General features: G+C 60.6%; 13 protein-coding genes. 1 reads left to right on the forward strand and 12 read right to left on the reverse strand.

What is annotated here, in order from left to right:
- Positions 1-85: 85 nt before the first annotated feature.
- From QZ292_RS03915 to prfB, 8 genes are all read right to left on the reverse strand, one after another.
- Entirely contained in the window at positions 86-1,090 is a 1,005-nt protein-coding gene (locus QZ292_RS03915; protein WP_294598100.1) for an FAD-dependent oxidoreductase, read from the reverse strand.
- Between the two features lie 18 nt (positions 1,091-1,108).
- The gene (locus tag QZ292_RS03920; protein ID WP_294598102.1) at positions 1,109-2,164 is read right to left on the reverse strand and encodes a heterodisulfide reductase-related iron-sulfur binding cluster; all 1,056 of its coding nucleotides are present in this window, start codon (positions 2,162-2,164) and stop codon (positions 1,109-1,111) included.
- 412 nt (positions 2,165-2,576) lie between these two features.
- Positions 2,577-3,269: a 4Fe-4S dicluster domain-containing protein gene (locus QZ292_RS03925; protein WP_294598105.1), complete on the reverse strand. Its 693-nt coding sequence runs from the start codon at positions 3,267-3,269 to the stop codon at positions 2,577-2,579.
- A gap of 1,344 nt (positions 3,270-4,613) precedes the next feature.
- On the reverse strand, positions 4,614-6,803 hold the full coding sequence (uvrB, locus tag QZ292_RS03930; protein WP_294598107.1) for an excinuclease ABC subunit UvrB: 2,190 nt from the start codon (positions 6,801-6,803) through the stop codon (positions 4,614-4,616).
- 1,252 nt (positions 6,804-8,055) lie between these two features.
- A complete protein-coding gene (gene rfbD, locus QZ292_RS03935; protein ID WP_294598108.1) occupies positions 8,056-8,961 on the reverse strand; it encodes a dTDP-4-dehydrorhamnose reductase in 906 nt (301 codons plus the stop codon).
- A gap of 21 nt (positions 8,962-8,982) precedes the next feature.
- Positions 8,983-10,053 (reverse strand): dTDP-glucose 4,6-dehydratase, encoded by a 1,071-nt coding sequence (rfbB, locus tag QZ292_RS03940; protein ID WP_294598112.1) that lies wholly within the window; start codon positions 10,051-10,053, stop codon positions 8,983-8,985.
- Between the two features lie 110 nt (positions 10,054-10,163).
- Positions 10,164-10,583: a large-conductance mechanosensitive channel protein MscL gene (gene mscL / locus QZ292_RS03945; protein ID WP_294598115.1), complete on the reverse strand. Its 420-nt coding sequence runs from the start codon at positions 10,581-10,583 to the stop codon at positions 10,164-10,166.
- A 37-nt stretch (positions 10,584-10,620) separates the two neighbouring features.
- A protein-coding gene (gene prfB, locus QZ292_RS03950; protein WP_294598117.1) for a peptide chain release factor 2 occupies positions 10,621-11,710 on the reverse strand; the annotation gives its coding sequence in 2 pieces (ribosomal slippage) (positions 10,621-11,646 and positions 11,648-11,710; 1,089 coding nt in all).
- Between the two features lie 51 nt (positions 11,711-11,761).
- Here prfB and QZ292_RS03955 point away from each other — a divergent pair.
- Complete coding sequence (locus QZ292_RS03955; RefSeq protein WP_294598119.1) at positions 11,762-11,962, forward strand: hypothetical protein; 201 nt, start codon at positions 11,762-11,764, stop codon at positions 11,960-11,962.
- A 618-nt stretch (positions 11,963-12,580) separates the two neighbouring features.
- On the opposite strand, the gene QZ292_RS03960 is transcribed toward QZ292_RS03955, so the two are convergent.
- From QZ292_RS03960 to QZ292_RS03975, 4 genes are read right to left on the reverse strand one after another with little or no spacing between them, the layout of a single operon-like run.
- Positions 12,581-13,501, reverse strand: a complete 921-nt coding sequence (locus QZ292_RS03960) for a hypothetical protein (RefSeq protein WP_294598121.1) — start codon at positions 13,499-13,501, stop codon at positions 12,581-12,583.
- A 39-nt stretch (positions 13,502-13,540) separates the two neighbouring features.
- Entirely contained in the window at positions 13,541-14,050 is a 510-nt protein-coding gene (locus QZ292_RS03965) for a dihydrofolate reductase (RefSeq protein ID WP_294598123.1), read from the reverse strand.
- A gap of 51 nt (positions 14,051-14,101) precedes the next feature.
- A complete protein-coding gene (locus QZ292_RS03970; RefSeq protein WP_294598125.1) occupies positions 14,102-14,623 on the reverse strand; it encodes a GtrA family protein in 522 nt (173 codons plus the stop codon).
- A 13-nt stretch (positions 14,624-14,636) separates the two neighbouring features.
- Positions 14,637-15,209 carry a DUF3575 domain-containing protein gene (locus QZ292_RS03975; RefSeq protein WP_294598127.1) on the reverse strand — a complete coding sequence of 191 codons (573 nt, stop codon included), beginning with the start codon at positions 15,207-15,209 and terminating at the stop codon, positions 14,637-14,639.
- Positions 15,210-15,225: the final 16 nt, after the last annotated feature.

Below are 15,225 nucleotides of genomic sequence, written 5' to 3' on the forward strand. Positions count from 1 at the left end.
GTAGCGTAGCTATCTAAAAGTTTTTGGTGCCGCTTTTTCCAAAAAGCGGCAGTTCCCTGCGGGTAGACACGGATAAAACGAACGATTATTCCATCAGATCGTGTTTGATTCGTCGAGCCGCAGCGATCGCCTCGTTGAGCGTCTCGCCGATCGTTTTCGGGCCCGTCGCCGTGCCTGCCAGGTAGATACCCCGCTGCGCACTCAGCACCGTACCCGTATAAGGGTTTTGGGGAGCGAAAAAGCCGTTCGCCTGCGTCGGAAGCCCCAGCGAGCCGCAACAGGCCGGAGCGCGCATCCCCACCAGCAAGACCAGCATGTCCACCGTCATCCGCAACGGACGCCCCACCAGCGTGTCCTCGACCTTGAGCTGGATGCGTTTGTCGAGCGTCTCGCCCGCCTCCGAAATCCGGCCCCGGATATAGGTTACGCCGTGTTCGACCTGCGATTTCCGGTACAGCTCCTCGTAGCCGTTCCCGAAGGCCCGCAGGTCCATGTAAAAATTGGTCACCTGCACCCCCGGCACCGCCTCGGTCAGCTCGATGGCCTGTTTGATGCCCGTGATGCAGCAGACTTTGGAGCAGTGGAACTGCCCCACTTTCTCGTCCCGGGAGCCCACACAGTGCAGTATCGCGACCCGCTTCGGCACCTCGCCGCTGCGCATCGCCACCCGCCCCGCACGGAACATCCGTTCGAGTTCGGCCGAGGTGACGACGTTCTCGTACATCCCGTATCCGTACTCCTCCTTGAGCCGCGCGTCGAACAGGTCGAAGCCGGTCGCCACCACGGCGGCGCGTCCTTCATACCGTTCGCCGCCTGCGGTCACTGCCGTCACGCCGTTTTCGCCGGAGGTCAGGGAGGCGATTTCGCACCCGGTCGCGGTTTCGATCCCCTGCACGGCCGCCGAAAGCTCGTCGATCACCTCGCGGGCCGGCAGCTGGGTGGGGAAAAGACGATCCCAACCGGCCACGTGGCCGCCCAAAGAGGGGGAGCGTTCGAGAATCAAAGGCGAGAAGCCCTCTTCGCGCAAAACTGCGGCGGCCTGCATCCCCGCGATGCCGCCGCCGATCACCAATATGCGTTTCTGTGTCATACTCTGGTCTGTGGATCGTTATAATGTGGCCGGATTGTAAACTTCGACGGTCTGCGGCTGGCCGATGAACTTGCCGTTCTTGCCCAGATATTTCGCCGCGGGATCGTACTCGACACCCAGTTTGTCGAGCAGCGGTTCGACGGGCACCTGGTGCATCTGAAGGCCCAGGTCCCATGGATCTATCCCCATCACGAGGCCGGCCATCTCTTCGTAGGTCAGGACGGGAATGGCATACCGGCTGCCGGTCATGGCGTTGAGGGTGAATTGCCACCGATCCAGAAACATGGTGCAGCCGGGGCAGTTGGCGACGATGAAGTCGGGGTTATACGGGGCCATGGATTCGAGTTTCTTCTGGGAGTTGGCGACGGAATAGCCGCGGTTGGCCTGCACGAGGTAGTTCCGGAAGCCGAATCCGCAGCAGTGGCGCCGTTCGGGATAGTCCACGGATTCGCCGCCCCACGATTCGACCATGCCGGCCAGCACATAAGGGAACTCTGCTCCGCCGATCCCTTTCTTGGGAAAGACTTTGGCGTAGTGGCAGCCGATGTGATCCACCACCTTGAGCGGGGCACCGGTCTCGACGTTCACCAACCGCCGCACGCCTTTGGCGGCGATCTGCTCACGCACGTGGAACATCAGGTCGGAGGTGTGAACCAAGGTCTTGGGCTTCCGAAATTCGCGGCCGGTGGCTTTGAAGAGGTTCTCGCGGGCTTTCTCCTCGAGTTCGGGGAAGTGGTGCCACATGTCGAGCACTTCGCTGTAAATCCCGAAGGAGGTGATGCACGAGGCGACGTAGTTCTCGTACCCGCACTCAGTCATCAGGGCGAACTGACGGGCCACGATGGCCATGGTGGTCTCCAAGGGCACGACGTCGGAGTGGTAACCGATCCCGGTGCAGGTGGTGTGCCGGGGGTCTTCGACGATGTCCATGCCGAGGTCGCCTCTCAGAATATCGAGAAAGGCTTTCTCGGAGCCGGGGAAAAAGTTCTGACGAATGCAGCTCCGGGCGTAATAATAATGGTCGTCGGCGATCTCTTTGCTGTATTCCTGCCAGTTGGCGAATCTATATTGCATCTCTCACGTTTTATCGTTCTGTTATCTGTTTTGCCCGGGAGGGTACTGTTCTTTCTGTGAACAGAAAGAACCAAAGAAACTTTAGAGGATGCTTCGCATCCTAAAGCTGCCGGCGGCCCAATTCTCGGCCTATTTGTCGGGTTGTGGTTTTCCGGCGCGGGCGCATTGGGGTAGTTCCCGCATTATATGCGCCCCGCCGAAAACCCGGCCTGACAAACCCGCGAAGAGTGAGGACTGCGGAGCCTGAGGAGTAGCGTAGCTAACTAAAAGTTTACCTAAGGGTTTCCTCCTCGCCGCTCGGCAATGTGCAAACTTTGTTTGCATTGCACTCGCTGGCAGCGTCGGTTTTGGTGCCGCTTTTTTCAAAAAGCGGCAGTTCTCTGCGGGTAGACACAGGCAAACAAACGGTTAATCACAAGGTATGATTGCCGCTGTTGAAGGTATAGACATAGTTGAGGTACTCCTCTTCGTCCATCCCCAGTTCGGCTGCCTTTTTCATCGAGCAGCGTTCGATGTTTTCGAGGAACTCCGTGCCGCCGCTCACGTCGAAGATACGCCGGAACTCCGCCAGGCTCTCCGGGTCGATCGCGCGAGCCGGCCCCGGCCCTGCCTTTTTATAGTTATCGGTGAAGCGGGCGAATAGGTCGTCGTCGTGTTCGTGCACCCATGCCCAGACCGGCCCTTGTTCCGGGTGCATCCGCGGAACGACCCGGGTCGGATGGACACAATACCCCAGCTCCATCATATTCCGCCCCAAGATCTTTCCCAAGGCGTACTGCTGGCGTCCTTTTTCCGATTCGGTGAAGAAGCCGTATTTCTGCGACAGCCGCCGCAAGGCCTGAACCACATAAGCGGGTGTATTGCCTCGCGGACACCGCGGACGGCATGACATGCACTCGCCGCAGTACCAGATCGTGTCGCTTTTCATCAAGGCTTCGATACTGGCGTCGTCGCGGGCCTGGACATCATCGACAATCTGCCGCGGGTCGTAGTTGTAGTACTCCGCCGCGGGACAAACCGCCGTGCACGCGCCGCAGTTCATGCAGGCGTTCAACCCTTCGCGGAAGCGGTGATCCTGCATCAGTTCGTCGAAATATTTTCCCATGGATGAAGCCGGTGTCAATTACCGGTAAACAAAAGTACATCGGGCGGTGTGATCGCCGGACAGTCTTATCACCTATTTTAGATGGGTATTTATACGTAAATTCGGGAAACGAGTGGGAGCGGCAGCCCCGCCCCAGGCTTCCGCGACGCGGGGAACAATGGACGACTGGGTGCGCTGGGCCGTGTCGGCAACAACGGTTACAGCTGGTCGTCCGGGGTCAGCGGTATCAACGGCTTATTCCTGCATTTCGCCACGCAGTACCTTGATCCCTGCGATACGAGTCCTCGCGGCCACGGTCTTCAGTTGCGTTGCCTCTCGGAATAAACGAGGGCGAGGCTGTCTTAGCGATGCGCAAGCATCGCTCTGTCCCGCCGGGGTCACCCGGACGCCGCCCGCGTAGGGCAGTCGAAGTTCGAACCGCGCGCCGACGCCTGAAGAGGGAAATCGTCAAAACTCGCTCGCGTGTTTTGACTGGATTTCCCAAGGCGCGCGGACAATACCCGATTTATCTAACGTTATTCGGCTTCCGTCTTTGGGCTCTAAATCAATCTCTTTTCTTTGTTCCGCTCGGGCCGCGGGGGCCCCTACTTTCTACTATGTGGTAGAAAGTAGGCAAAGAGCACATTCAAGGGGGACTGCATCCCCCTTGAAAATCCCCCGATTCCTTTGAGGTAGACACGGCAACTTTCGAGTGCCGAGCGGCACCGACCCGCAGGATCGCCCGGGCCGAAAATCCATCGCAGTTCGGCGCCAGCGGAGGGCGCAACGAGCTCGTCGAGTTGCAGCCCGCCGCCGGGGGTGGCGACGGACTGCGCGACCCTAAGGGTCGCACCAGCTAAGAACAAAACACGGCCAACCGTTCGGCCCGTTTCTCCGCCTCCTGCTCGGCCCAGCGCGGTGCGAAAACCGCTTTGCGGTTTTCGCACCCGAAGAACAATCACGGTCCAAAGCACTACCCCGTATCCACCTCACTGCGGCTCCGCTGTCGCTCCGCCACGTCCGCGCGCCTTGGGGAAATCTCGTTCAAACACGCGGTCGTGTTTGAACGATTTCCCTCCTAAGGCGTGGCGCGCGGGCTTGTCAACGCTTGTTTCAGTCGCCCGCGGCAATTCTTGCCGGATTGGCTCACCGCCAATCGGCAGAATATGCCTTCTTATGCAGGCGGACGACGGTCGAGCTTTGAACCAGACAGAACTGCCCTGCGCGGGCGGCGGCCGGGTGACCCCGGCAGGACGGAGCGAAACTGCGTTTCGCTAAGGCAGCCTATACCCTATTCTTCGGCCCGTTCTCTGTTCGCACACGGCACAAAAAAGCCCGGCGCATGGCCGGGCCGGGAACAAACTATCACAAAATTTTCGTCCGCTTCCGAGACTTGCCCACCCCCGCTTTCGACGCCCCGCGCAGGCTGCTCTGAACAGACGGCGAGACTTTCCCCGAACTCTCCGACCCCGACAACTTCCGCTGCAAGGCGAACATCTCGTCCCGATAACGGGCCGCGGTCAGGAAATCCAACTCCTTCGCTGCCTGTTCCATCATCTCCCGCGCCTGAGCGATCGCGCTCTCGATGTCCGTGGCCGACATATACTCCACCACCGGATCCGCTACCATCGACAACGGAGCCTCCATATCATACACCACACCGGCAGACTCCGTCGGACTGCCCGTACCATACGGCCGGTCGACCGTCGTCGCCCCCGCAGCCGCCACCTTGGCGGAAGGCAGAGAGGCGGCCAGCGGAGAACCTTCGCCGAGGGTCGATTTGCTCATCTTCTGCACCGCCTGAGGCGTAATGCCGTGCGCGACATTGTAATTCATCTGCTTTTCGCGTCGCCGCTCCGTCTCGTCGATCGTCTGGCGCATCGAATCCGTGATCTTATCCGCATACATAATCACCCGTCCCTCCAAGTGTCTCGCGGCGCGGCCCGCCGTCTGGGTCAGCGAACGAGCCGAACGCAGGAAACCCTCTTTGTCGGCGTCCATAATCGCCACCAACGAAACCTCCGGCAAGTCCAGCCCCTCGCGCAGCAGGTTGACCCCCACCAAGACGTCGAACCGGCCGGCTCGCAGGTCATCCATGATCTCGATCCGCTCCAGCGTGTCCACATCCGAATGGATGTACCGGCAACGAATACCCATCTTCTCGAAATAGCGGGTCAGCTCTTCGGCCATCCGCTTGGTCAGGGTCGTGACCAGCACGCGTTGATCTTTCTCTGCCCGCAGCTCGATCTCGCCGATCAGGTCGTCGATCTGGTCGGCCGTCGGACGGATCTCGATCTCCGGATCGAGCAGCCCCGTCGGACGGATCACCTGTTCGACCACCACCCCTTCGGATTTGTTCAGCTCGTAGTCGGCCGGGGTGGCGCTCACATAGACCGCCTGAGGCACCAAGGCTTCGAACTCCTCGAATTTCAGCGGCCGGTTGTCGATGGCGGCCGGAAGCCGGAAACCGTACTCCACGAGGTTCTTTTTCCGGGCGTGGTCGCCGCCGTACATGGCGCGGATCTGAGGAATGGTCACGTGGCTCTCGTCGATGATGATCAGGAAGTCGTCCGGGAAGTAGTCCAGCAGGCAGAAGGGCCGTGTCCCGGGCAGCCGGCCGTCGAAGTAGCGCGAGTAGTTCTCGATTCCGGAGCAGTAGCCCAGCTCTTTGATCATCTCCAGATCGTACTCGACACGCTGCTTGAGCCGCTTGGCGTACTGCTCTTCGCCGCGCTGCATGAAGAAGTCATACTGGGCCGAGAGGTCGTGCTGGATATGGATGACGGCCGAGTTGATGCGGTCGCGGGTGGTGACGAAGATGTTGGCGGGGTAGATGGTCACGCGGTCGAGCTGTGCGAGCCGCTGGCCGGTAACCGGGTCGATGGAGTGGATCTCTTCGACGGTGTCGCCCCACTGCACGATCCGATAAGCTTTATCGCCATAGGCCACGTGCACGTCGACCGTATCGCCGGCGACGCGGAAGGTGCCGCGGCTGAACTCGATGTCGTTCCGGGAGTAGAGGCCGTCCACGAGCTGGTAGAGCAGTTTCTGCCGGGGAAAGTCTTCGCCCTGTTTGATCTGAATGGTATTGGCGTGGAAGTCCGACGGGTTCCCGATCCCGTAGAGGCACGAGACGGAGCTGACGACGACGATATCGTTCCGCCCGGAGAGCAGCGAGCTGGTGGTGCTCAGGCGCAGTTTCTCGATCTCGTCGTTGATGGAGAGGTCTTTCTCGATGTAGGTGTCGGAGGTGGGGAGGTAGGCTTCGGGCTGGTAGTAGTCGTAGTAGGAGACGAAGTACTCGACGGCGTTCTCGGGGAAAAAGCCTCGGAATTCGCCGTAGAGCTGGGCAGCGAGGGTCTTGTTGTGGCTGAGCACGAGGGCGGGTTTGCCGAGCTCCCGGATGACGTTGGCCATGGTGAAGGTCTTCCCGGAGCCGGTGACGCCCAGCAGGGTGTTATGGCGTGTCCCGTCCTGCAACGAGCGTACCAGAGCGGCGATCGCTTCGGGTTGGTCGCCGGTGGGGGCGAAGTCGGAATGCAGTACGAAGTCCATCTTATCTGTGAATTAACGTCTGGAGGAGGAATGCTTTTATGGGGGTATCGAGGGGCTTCTTAGCTTTCGAATGCGCCCGCCCCGGGCTACCGCGAAAGAGTCAATGGCGAACTGTGCAGTATCGGCAACTACGGTTTCAATTGGTCTACTGCCACGGACGACAGCAACGGGGTATACTTGGATTTCAGTGCGGAGCGCCTTCACCCTTACTATACGCATGGCCGTGCCAACGGTCTTCAGTTGCGTTGCCTCTCGGAATAAACGGGACGTGTCGCACTCACAATTGGCAGCCTCTACCCCAATAAGCAACCTCTACTCCAGTTTACCGACACAGCCGTAGCGAAACGCAGTTTCGCTCTGTCCCGCCGGGGTCACCCGGACGCCGCCCGCGAAGGGCAGTTCCGTCCTGTTCGATGCTCGACCGCGCGCTCCCCGGGTGGGCCGAAGGCCCAGTGCGCAAGCCCGGCGATTCCTCGCGGAATCGTGCTATTCATTCTCAAAATACATTTCGTAACGCCCGTAGCAGTCCGGCGCCAGCGGAGGCGCAACGAGCTCCGTCGAGTTGCAGTCCTCCGCCTGCCGGGGCGTCGGACTGCGCGACCCTAAAGGGTCGCAAAAGCTCTGCCACAAGCACCGCCCCGTGTCCACCTCACTGCGGCTCCGCTATCGCTCCGCCGCGATTCGCGCGCCTTACGCGATTCATTCTATTTCGGCTCACCGCCGAAATGATTGAATCGCTTCTTCAGGCGGCGGCGCGCCGGGAACGATTCAGCCGTCGCCCGCTGGGATTTCATCTCGATTTTGCTCGTCGCAAAACGAGTGAAATCCCTCTTTACGCGGGCGGGCGACGGGAGAGCTTTGCGCCAGCTGGAACTGCCCTTACGCCGGGCGGGCGGTGCGTGCCGCACTCCCAATGGGCCGTGTCGCCCCAAATCTTCGCCCCGTTCTCTGCGCGCGGTTTCAGTCGCCCGCGGCAATTCTGTTGGTTGGCCGAATGCCAACCAACAGAATATGCCCTCTTAAGCGGGCGGGCGACTGTCGAGCTTCGACTGCGCTCAGGCCGCGCGGGCCCCACGTCCCGTGGACGGGCGAAACTTACGTTTCGCTGCGGCAGCCTATACCCCACTCTTTGACCGCGCGCCTTACGCTCCGCAATTCTTAGTCTTTGTCGCGCGCCACGTCCCGTGGACGGGAAATGCTGCGCATTTCTGCGGCTGGGTCGGCCCAACCCCCTCGTCCCGTTCTCTGTTTGCTACGCCTCAGGCTCCGCAGCCCTTAAGCTGCGGACGCACTCGGCCAGGCTCTCGCGCCAGTCGGGAACCCGAACGCCGAATGTCGCCCGGATCCGGTCGGTCGACAGCACCGACCACGCCGGCCGCGCCGCCGCGGCCGGATATTCGGCCGTCGTAATGGCACGAACTTCGCACTGCCGTCCCCCCAACCGCATAATCTCGCGCGCAAATTCGCACCAGTTCGTCCGACCGCCGTTCGTGTAATGATACAGTCCGAAACCGGCCGCGGCCGGATGCCCGTCGGCAAAAACGATCATCTCCATAAGCGCCGCCGCCAAATCCCGCGCATAGGTCGGTGTCCCCCACTGATCCGCCACCACGCCGAGCTCCGGACGCTCGCCGCCCAGCCTCAACATCGTCTTCACGAAGTTATTTCCAAAGGTGCTGTACAGCCACGCCGTCCGCACGACAAAACTCCGCTCGTAAGCCAAGGCCGCCGCCTCGCCGGCCAGCTTCGTCCGACCGTAGACCGACTGCGGCCCGGTCGGCTCCCCTTCGGTCAGGGCATGTTCGTCGGCCGGCCGACGGCCGTCGAAGACATAGTCGGTCGAAACCTGCACGAATCCCGCCCCCACCGCTCCGGCGGCCGCAACGAGATTCCGGACGGCCGCCGCATTGAGCTGCTCAGCCCGTTCGGCATCCGACTCGGCCCGATCCACCGCCGTATAGGCCGCCGCATTCACGATCCACTGCGGACGCTCATGCCCGACAAAAGCCTGCACGGCCGCCGCATCTGTAATATCCAGTTCGGCGACGTCCGTAAAGACGAACTCGTATCCGTCCCGATACCTCCCGTCGCGGTCGATCGACCGCAATTCGTTCCCCAGCTGTCCGTTGGCACCCGTAACGACTATCTTTTTCCGCATGGTTCCCTGCTTTTAAATCCGTTACCGGTTGCCGTACATTTCGGCGTAATACTTTTCGTAAGCTCCGCTGGTGATGTGATCCATCCACTCCTGGTTGTCCAGATACCACCGGATGGTCTTCTCGATCCCCTCTTCGAACTGCAACGAAGGCTCCCAGCCCAACTCTTCGTGCAGTTTGGTGGAGTCGATGGCATACCGCTTGTCATGTCCGGCGCGATCCTGCACGTAGGTGATCAGGTGGTCGGAATGGCCCTCGGGATTCCCCAGCAGGCGATCGGCGGTGCGGATCATCACTTTAATCAGGTCGATATTCCGCCACTCGTTGAAACCGCCGATGTTGTAAGTCTCTCCGTTCCGCCCCCGGTGGAAGATGGTGTCGATGGCCCGGGCGTGATCCACCACGTAGAGCCAGTCGCGCACGTTCTCGCCCGTCCCATAGACTGGCAGCGGCTTCCCGTGGCGGATGTTGTTGATGAACAGCGGGATGAGCTTCTCCGGGAACTGGTTGGGCCCGTAGTTGTTGGAGCAATTCGAAATCACAATCGGCAGGCCGTAGGTGTTCCCGAAAGCCCGGACGAAGTGGTCGCTCGAAGCCTTGGAGGCGGAGTAGGGCGACTGCGGATCGTAAGCGGTGGTCTCGACGAAGAAAGTATCCGGTTCGTGGAGCGAGCCGTAGACTTCGTCGGTCGAGATGTGGTAGAACCGTTTGCCGGCCATCCCGCCGCCGGCCTCCGAACTCCAGTACTCCCGGGCGGCCTGCAACAGGGCGAGCGTCCCCAGAACGTTGGTCTGGGCGAAGGCGAAGGGGTCTTTGATCGAGCGGTCTACGTGGCTCTCGGCGGCCAGATGGATGACGCCGTCGATCCGGTGGTCGGCGAAGATCCGGCGCAGGTGGTCGATGTCGCAGATATCGCCTTTGACAAAGTGGTAGTTCGGGCACTTCGCCGAGACGTCGGTCAGGTTCTCCAGATTCCCGGCGTAGGTGAGTTTGTCGAGGTTGTAGACCCGATAGTCCGGGTATTTCTCGCAAAAGAGCCGCACGACGTGCGAGCCGATAAAGCCGGCTCCTCCGGTAATCAGTATGTTTCTCATGGTTTTATATGTTCCTGCGGGGGTGAAATCGCTGAGCGAAGGAACCTCCTTTTTGTCTTTCCGCGAAACGGTGGCGATCAGTCCCATGGGTATATGACGATCGGATGGGGCTATTTATTGTCGCTGCGCGCTTTCAGCAGGTCGCGGATCTCGGTCAGCAGCTCCTGATCTTTGGTCGGCGCCGGAGCCGGGGCTTCGGCTTTCGCCTTTTCGGTCTTGCTCTTGAGGGTGTTCATCACTTTCACGAGGGCGAAGATGGAGAAGGCGATGATGATGAAGTCGATGACGGTCTGGATGAATTTCCCGTAACCGATCACCACGGCGGGTTCGTCGCCGGCGGCTTTCTTCAGGGTGAAGGCGAGGTCGGAGAAGTCGACGCCGCCGAGCAGCACGCCGATCGGAGGCATGATCACGTCGCTGACCAGCGAGCTGACGATCTTGCCGAAAGCGGCACCGATGATGATACCGACGGCCATATCGACCACGTTGCCGCGCATGGCGAATTGCTTGAACTCAGATAACCATTTCATAGCGTTGATGTTTTTAATCGTTTATTTCCGGATGTTTCTATGCCTGACCGCCGAACTCCATCAGGTAGGCTTTGATGAAGTCGTCGATCTCGCCGTCCATGACGCGTTCGACGTCGGAGGTCTGGTGGGAGGTGCGGTGGTCTTTGACGCGGCGGTCGTCGAAGACGTAGCTGCGGATCTGGGAGCCCCACTCGATCTTCTTTTTCTGCCCTTCGAGCTCGGCCTGGGCGGCCATGCGCTTCTCCATCTCGAGCTGGTAGAGCTTCGACCGCAGGATGCGCAGGGCGTTCTCCTTGTTCATGATCTGCGAGCGGGTCTCGGTGTTCTCGATGACGATGCCGGTCGGGATGTGGTAGAGCCGGACGCCGGTCTCGACCTTGTTGACGTTCTGCCCTCCCGCGCCGCTGCTGCGGTAGGTGTCCCACTTGATATCCCCGGCGTTGATGACGATCTCGATGGTGTCGTCCACGGCGGGCGAGACGAAGACGCTGGCAAAGGTGGTCTGCCGCTTGTTGTTGGCGTTGAAGGGGGAGAGGCGCACCATCCGGTGGACGCCGTTCTCGCTCTTGAGGTAGCCGTAGGCGTAGTCGCCGACGAATTCGATCATGGCGGATTTGACGCCCACTTCGTCGCCGTCCTGGATGTCGAGCACTTTGACGGTGTAACCGTTCCGCTCGCCCCAGCGGGTGTACATCCGCAGGAGCATCGAGGCCCAGTCCAGGGCTTCGGTACCTCCGGCGCCGGAGTTGATCTCCATAATGGCGCCCATCTTGTCTTCCTCGGAACGGAGCATGTTGCGCATCTCCAAGGCTTCGATCAGTTTCAGGGCTTTGTCATACGCCGCATCGAGGTCGGCTTCGTCCGCTGCGCCCTCTTTGATGAATTCGGGCACGAGGTTCAGCTCGTCCATGGCGGTGGCGATGGCGTCGTAGTCCACGACCCACGATTTGATGGAGGCCACTTTCTTCAGTTGTGCCTGTGCGCGCTCGGCGTCGTCCCAGAAGTCGGGGGCGAGGGTGGCGGCTTCTTCGTTTTTCAGTTCCTGACGTTTGCCGTCCAGGTCAAAGATGCCTCCTCAGCGCATCCTGGCGCCTTACAAGCTCTTTAATTTGTTCTGTGGTAATCATTTATTCTGTTGTTTCGTTCGTTTTCGTTCTGTGGGAACGGAGGGTGTTTTTTTGTCCGCCCCGGGCTTCCGCGACGCGGGCGTCAACGGGCGTTTGGGTGCCCTGATGTTCGTCGGCGACAGCGGATACGGTTGGTCGTCTGCCTTCAGCGGAACCGGCGGCATATTCTTGAGTTTCGACGCACAAGGCCTCAATTCCGGCAGCGCATACTACCGAGCAGGCGGTCGTCAGTTGCGTTGCCTCTCGGAATAAACGGGGGCCGAAACTGTCTTAGCGAAACGCAGTTTCGCTCTGTCCCGCCGGGGTCACCCGGACGCCGCCCGCGCAGGGCAGTTTCGTCCGGCTCAAAGCTCGCACCGCGCGCCGACGCCTTAAAAGGGAAATCGTCAAAATGTGCCAGCACATTTTGACAGGATTTCCCCAAGGCGCGCGAAAAAACGACTGCAATCCTGCGGTTCGAAGAGCTGCGCTCCGAGATGGGCACCACTTGCAGCCTACTTCACCTCAATACGGGCCGGGCGCCCGGGAGGTACCGCAATTTTCGGCGCGTAAGCGACGTGTTGCGGGCCTCCCGTGGGGAGGCGTCCGGCCCGCGCGACCCTGCGGGTCGCACGAGCTCAGCCCAGCACGGTACAAAACCGTGTCCGCCTCACTGCGGCTCCGCTGTCGCTCCGCCACGTTTATTGCCGTCGCCCGCTGGGATTTCATCTCGATTTTGCTCTCCGCAAAACGAGTGAAATCCCTCTCCAAGCGGGCGGACGACGGCTGAGCTTTGAGCCGGATAGAACTGGCCTCAGGCCGGCCGGGCCCCGCGTGCCCGCGGTGGGCAATTGGCCGTGTCGGCCCAAATCTTTGTTCACGCGCTACGCCTTAGGCTCCGCAACCCTTCTTTCGTGCGCGCCGAAAATGCTCCGACAAACGCATCGTCCAAACCACCGCCATCGCCATAATCACCCGGGGCACCAGCAGCCAGAAAAGCCCTACGCCCAACGCAAAATAAAGCAGCGTATCTTCCAGCGTGGAGTGCGTCATCGCCGCATGGGCATTCAACAGCCGCGCGTCGCGCCGGGCGATCCGCCCCGACTCCACCTCGCCGATCATCACCGAAGCCCCATAGGCCAACCCCAGCGTATTCAGCACGATCCAAAGGAATGCGCAGTCCCGCGAGAGTCCGAAAACCCGCATGACCGAAGCCATCGGAGCAGTCAGGTAGTCGATCAGCGAAAACTCCCGGAGAATCTGCTGCAGGACATTCAGGCTGACGATCATCGCCAGCATCAGCGGGAAAAGCCGGGCCTGCGTCAGCGCCCAGTTTCGCAAGATCGCACCGAACGACAGGTCGCCCGCCTCGCGATGCTCCAGCAGGAGCCGCCCCGTGAAATCCGCCGGTAAAATCCGATTCAATATCCATGCCGTAAAGATCGCCATCATCAGCCGCAAGGCCGCCATCTCCCAGCCCGAACGGCACCCCGAACGACGCTGAACCACCGATTCCACGATCAGGTTGTGGGCGATCAGCGTCATCACGGCAATAATCGTCACGCTCCGGAAGTCGAGATTCAGCGTCCCCATCACGCCGATCGCCGCGTAGACCGAGGTCAATGCGGCGGTCAGAAAGGTGAGCACCCCCTCGCCGTCGAGCCCGATGTGGGAAAAGGCCGGCGTAAGCCACTCCGAAATCGCACCAATCACTCCCAACCCCTGCAAAACCGCTACTCCGAGTGTGATCGGCAGCATCATCTTCACCAGCCACCACCAGGTGCGCAATCCAGCCTGTACGCCGTGTATCACACAGCCGCGCGCACGGAATTTCAATGCCTGTTGCATGATTTATCTCCGCTTGATACGAATATAATCGACGAATTCGAATCCCGGCACCGTCCCCTCCTCTGAAGCCGGATGCGCCTCGCGCCACACGGGACGCCACTCTTCGGGCCGCACCTCCGGGAAATAGGTATCTCCCTGTGGAGACGCGAAGATACGGGTCAGGTAGAGTTTATCGGCCGCCGGTATCGTCTGCCGATAGATCTCGCCTCCACCGATGATAAAGAGCTCCTCGTCGGTATCGGCATACCGCCGGACAGCCTCCTCCGGCGACGCCACGACCGTCACCCCCTCCGGCACACGGCAGTCCGCCGCCCGGCGCGTCACGACGACATTCGGTCGGTTCGGCAACGGCCGGCTGCCGAGCGATTCGAAGGTCTTGCGCCCCATCACCACCGGATGACCCGTCGTGATGCGTTTGAACCGCGCGAGGTCTTCGCGGAGATGCCACGGCATCCGGCCGTCGCAACCGATCACGCCATTTTCCGCTACTGCTGCAATCAGGGAAAGGATCATACTCCGGATATAAGTTTCATTGGTTTCGCCGGCAAAGGTAGGGAATCTCCGTCACTTTCCCCGTTCCGCCCATTCGCCCGCCGGCGGACAGCGGTGGGTGCGGAACGTGTAGAAACGCTGGGCCAGATAGCTGAACACGGTGGTCACCACCTGCAGGGCGGCGTACGACAGCGACGGATAGCATCCCAGCACATCCACCAGCAGTTTCAGGCCGAAGTAGTTGATGGCGATATTGACTCCGACCACCTGGGCATAGCGGAAGAGCTGTTTGGCGCCGTGCACCTGCGACCGGTCGAAAGCCACCTTCCGCACCAGCCAGAAACCCGTAAAAAAGGTGATGACGAAAGCGATCAGAAAGGCCAGGATCGGGGCCGAGACGGTGACGATGCCGAAGTCGGTGTCCCGTTTGCCCAGCACGTAGTTGAAGCAGAACCAGTAGAGAATCAGATTGAAGAGCAGATTCAGCCCCCCCACGAAAGCGTACCGGAAGGTCTCCTGCGGCACGAACCGCCGCAAGGGCCTGATATAGAAGAGATCCGCCAGTCTGGCGATGAATCCGTGTATAGCCGTCAAAACAGTCGTCGATTTATTCGCCCTTGCGCCCCATCCCCAGCCGGTAGACGAAGGTCACCCCCGCCTTATACGGAATCCACTCGCCGCTCGCGTTCCAGTCCGCATAGTGCCGGCCGGTCGTCCGGTCGACGCCGTAGTAGTGTCCGTAGTGCCATCCGCCGCCGACATAGAAGTCCATCCCCCAACGCCGCGCGATATCGATCTGCCCCCCCAGCGTAAGACCGATACAAGTTCCGTAGCCGTGTTGCACGTCGGTTTTCGGGTGATCCCACTTGCTCACCTCGTACCAGTCGTACGAGACATACGCCCCGGCATAAAATCCCCGGAAAGCCTGTTTCGGATAGAACCGCACCTCGGGAATCACCTGCACCCCCTTCATCGGCCGCCCCTTGACGCTCTCCCACGGCGACCAGACGACGTCGCCGTTGAAAGTGAACCGGTTGCCGAGCCGCGTCTCGACCGACATATTGGGCACGCCCACCGCCCAGTACAGAGCGTTCCATTTCAAAGCCGTCCCCTGACCCGCCGCCCGCAACGTGCAGCACATCATGACCAGAAAGGCCGAAACCGCAATTTTACGCCGCATAAATCGTTGGTTTAAC

The sequence above is a fragment of the uncultured Rikenella sp. genome, from assembly GCF_910577125.1.
Lineage (GTDB): Bacteria > Bacteroidota > Bacteroidia > Bacteroidales > Rikenellaceae > Rikenella.

Coding starts and splice junctions, on each gene's coding strand:
- QZ292_RS03915 (WP_294598100.1), bottom strand. CDS start 1,090: ATGACACAGAAACGCATATTGGTGATCGGCGGCGGCATCGCGGGGATG.
- QZ292_RS03925 (WP_294598105.1), bottom strand. CDS start 3,269: ATGGGAAAATATTTCGACGAACTGATGCAGGATCACCGCTTCCGCGAA.
- rfbD (WP_294598108.1), bottom strand. CDS start 8,961: ATGCGGAAAAAGATAGTCGTTACGGGTGCCAACGGACAGCTGGGGAAC.
- uvrB (WP_294598107.1), bottom strand. CDS start 6,803: ATGGACTTCGTACTGCATTCCGACTTCGCCCCCACCGGCGACCAACCC.
- rfbB (WP_294598112.1), bottom strand. CDS start 10,053: ATGAGAAACATACTGATTACCGGAGGAGCCGGCTTTATCGGCTCGCAC.
- QZ292_RS03975 (WP_294598127.1), bottom strand. CDS start 15,209: ATGCGGCGTAAAATTGCGGTTTCGGCCTTTCTGGTCATGATGTGCTGC.
- QZ292_RS03920 (WP_294598102.1), bottom strand. CDS start 2,164: ATGCAATATAGATTCGCCAACTGGCAGGAATACAGCAAAGAGATCGCC.
- QZ292_RS03965 (WP_294598123.1), bottom strand. CDS start 14,050: ATGATCCTTTCCCTGATTGCAGCAGTAGCGGAAAATGGCGTGATCGGT.
- mscL (WP_294598115.1), bottom strand. CDS start 10,583: ATGAAATGGTTATCTGAGTTCAAGCAATTCGCCATGCGCGGCAACGTG.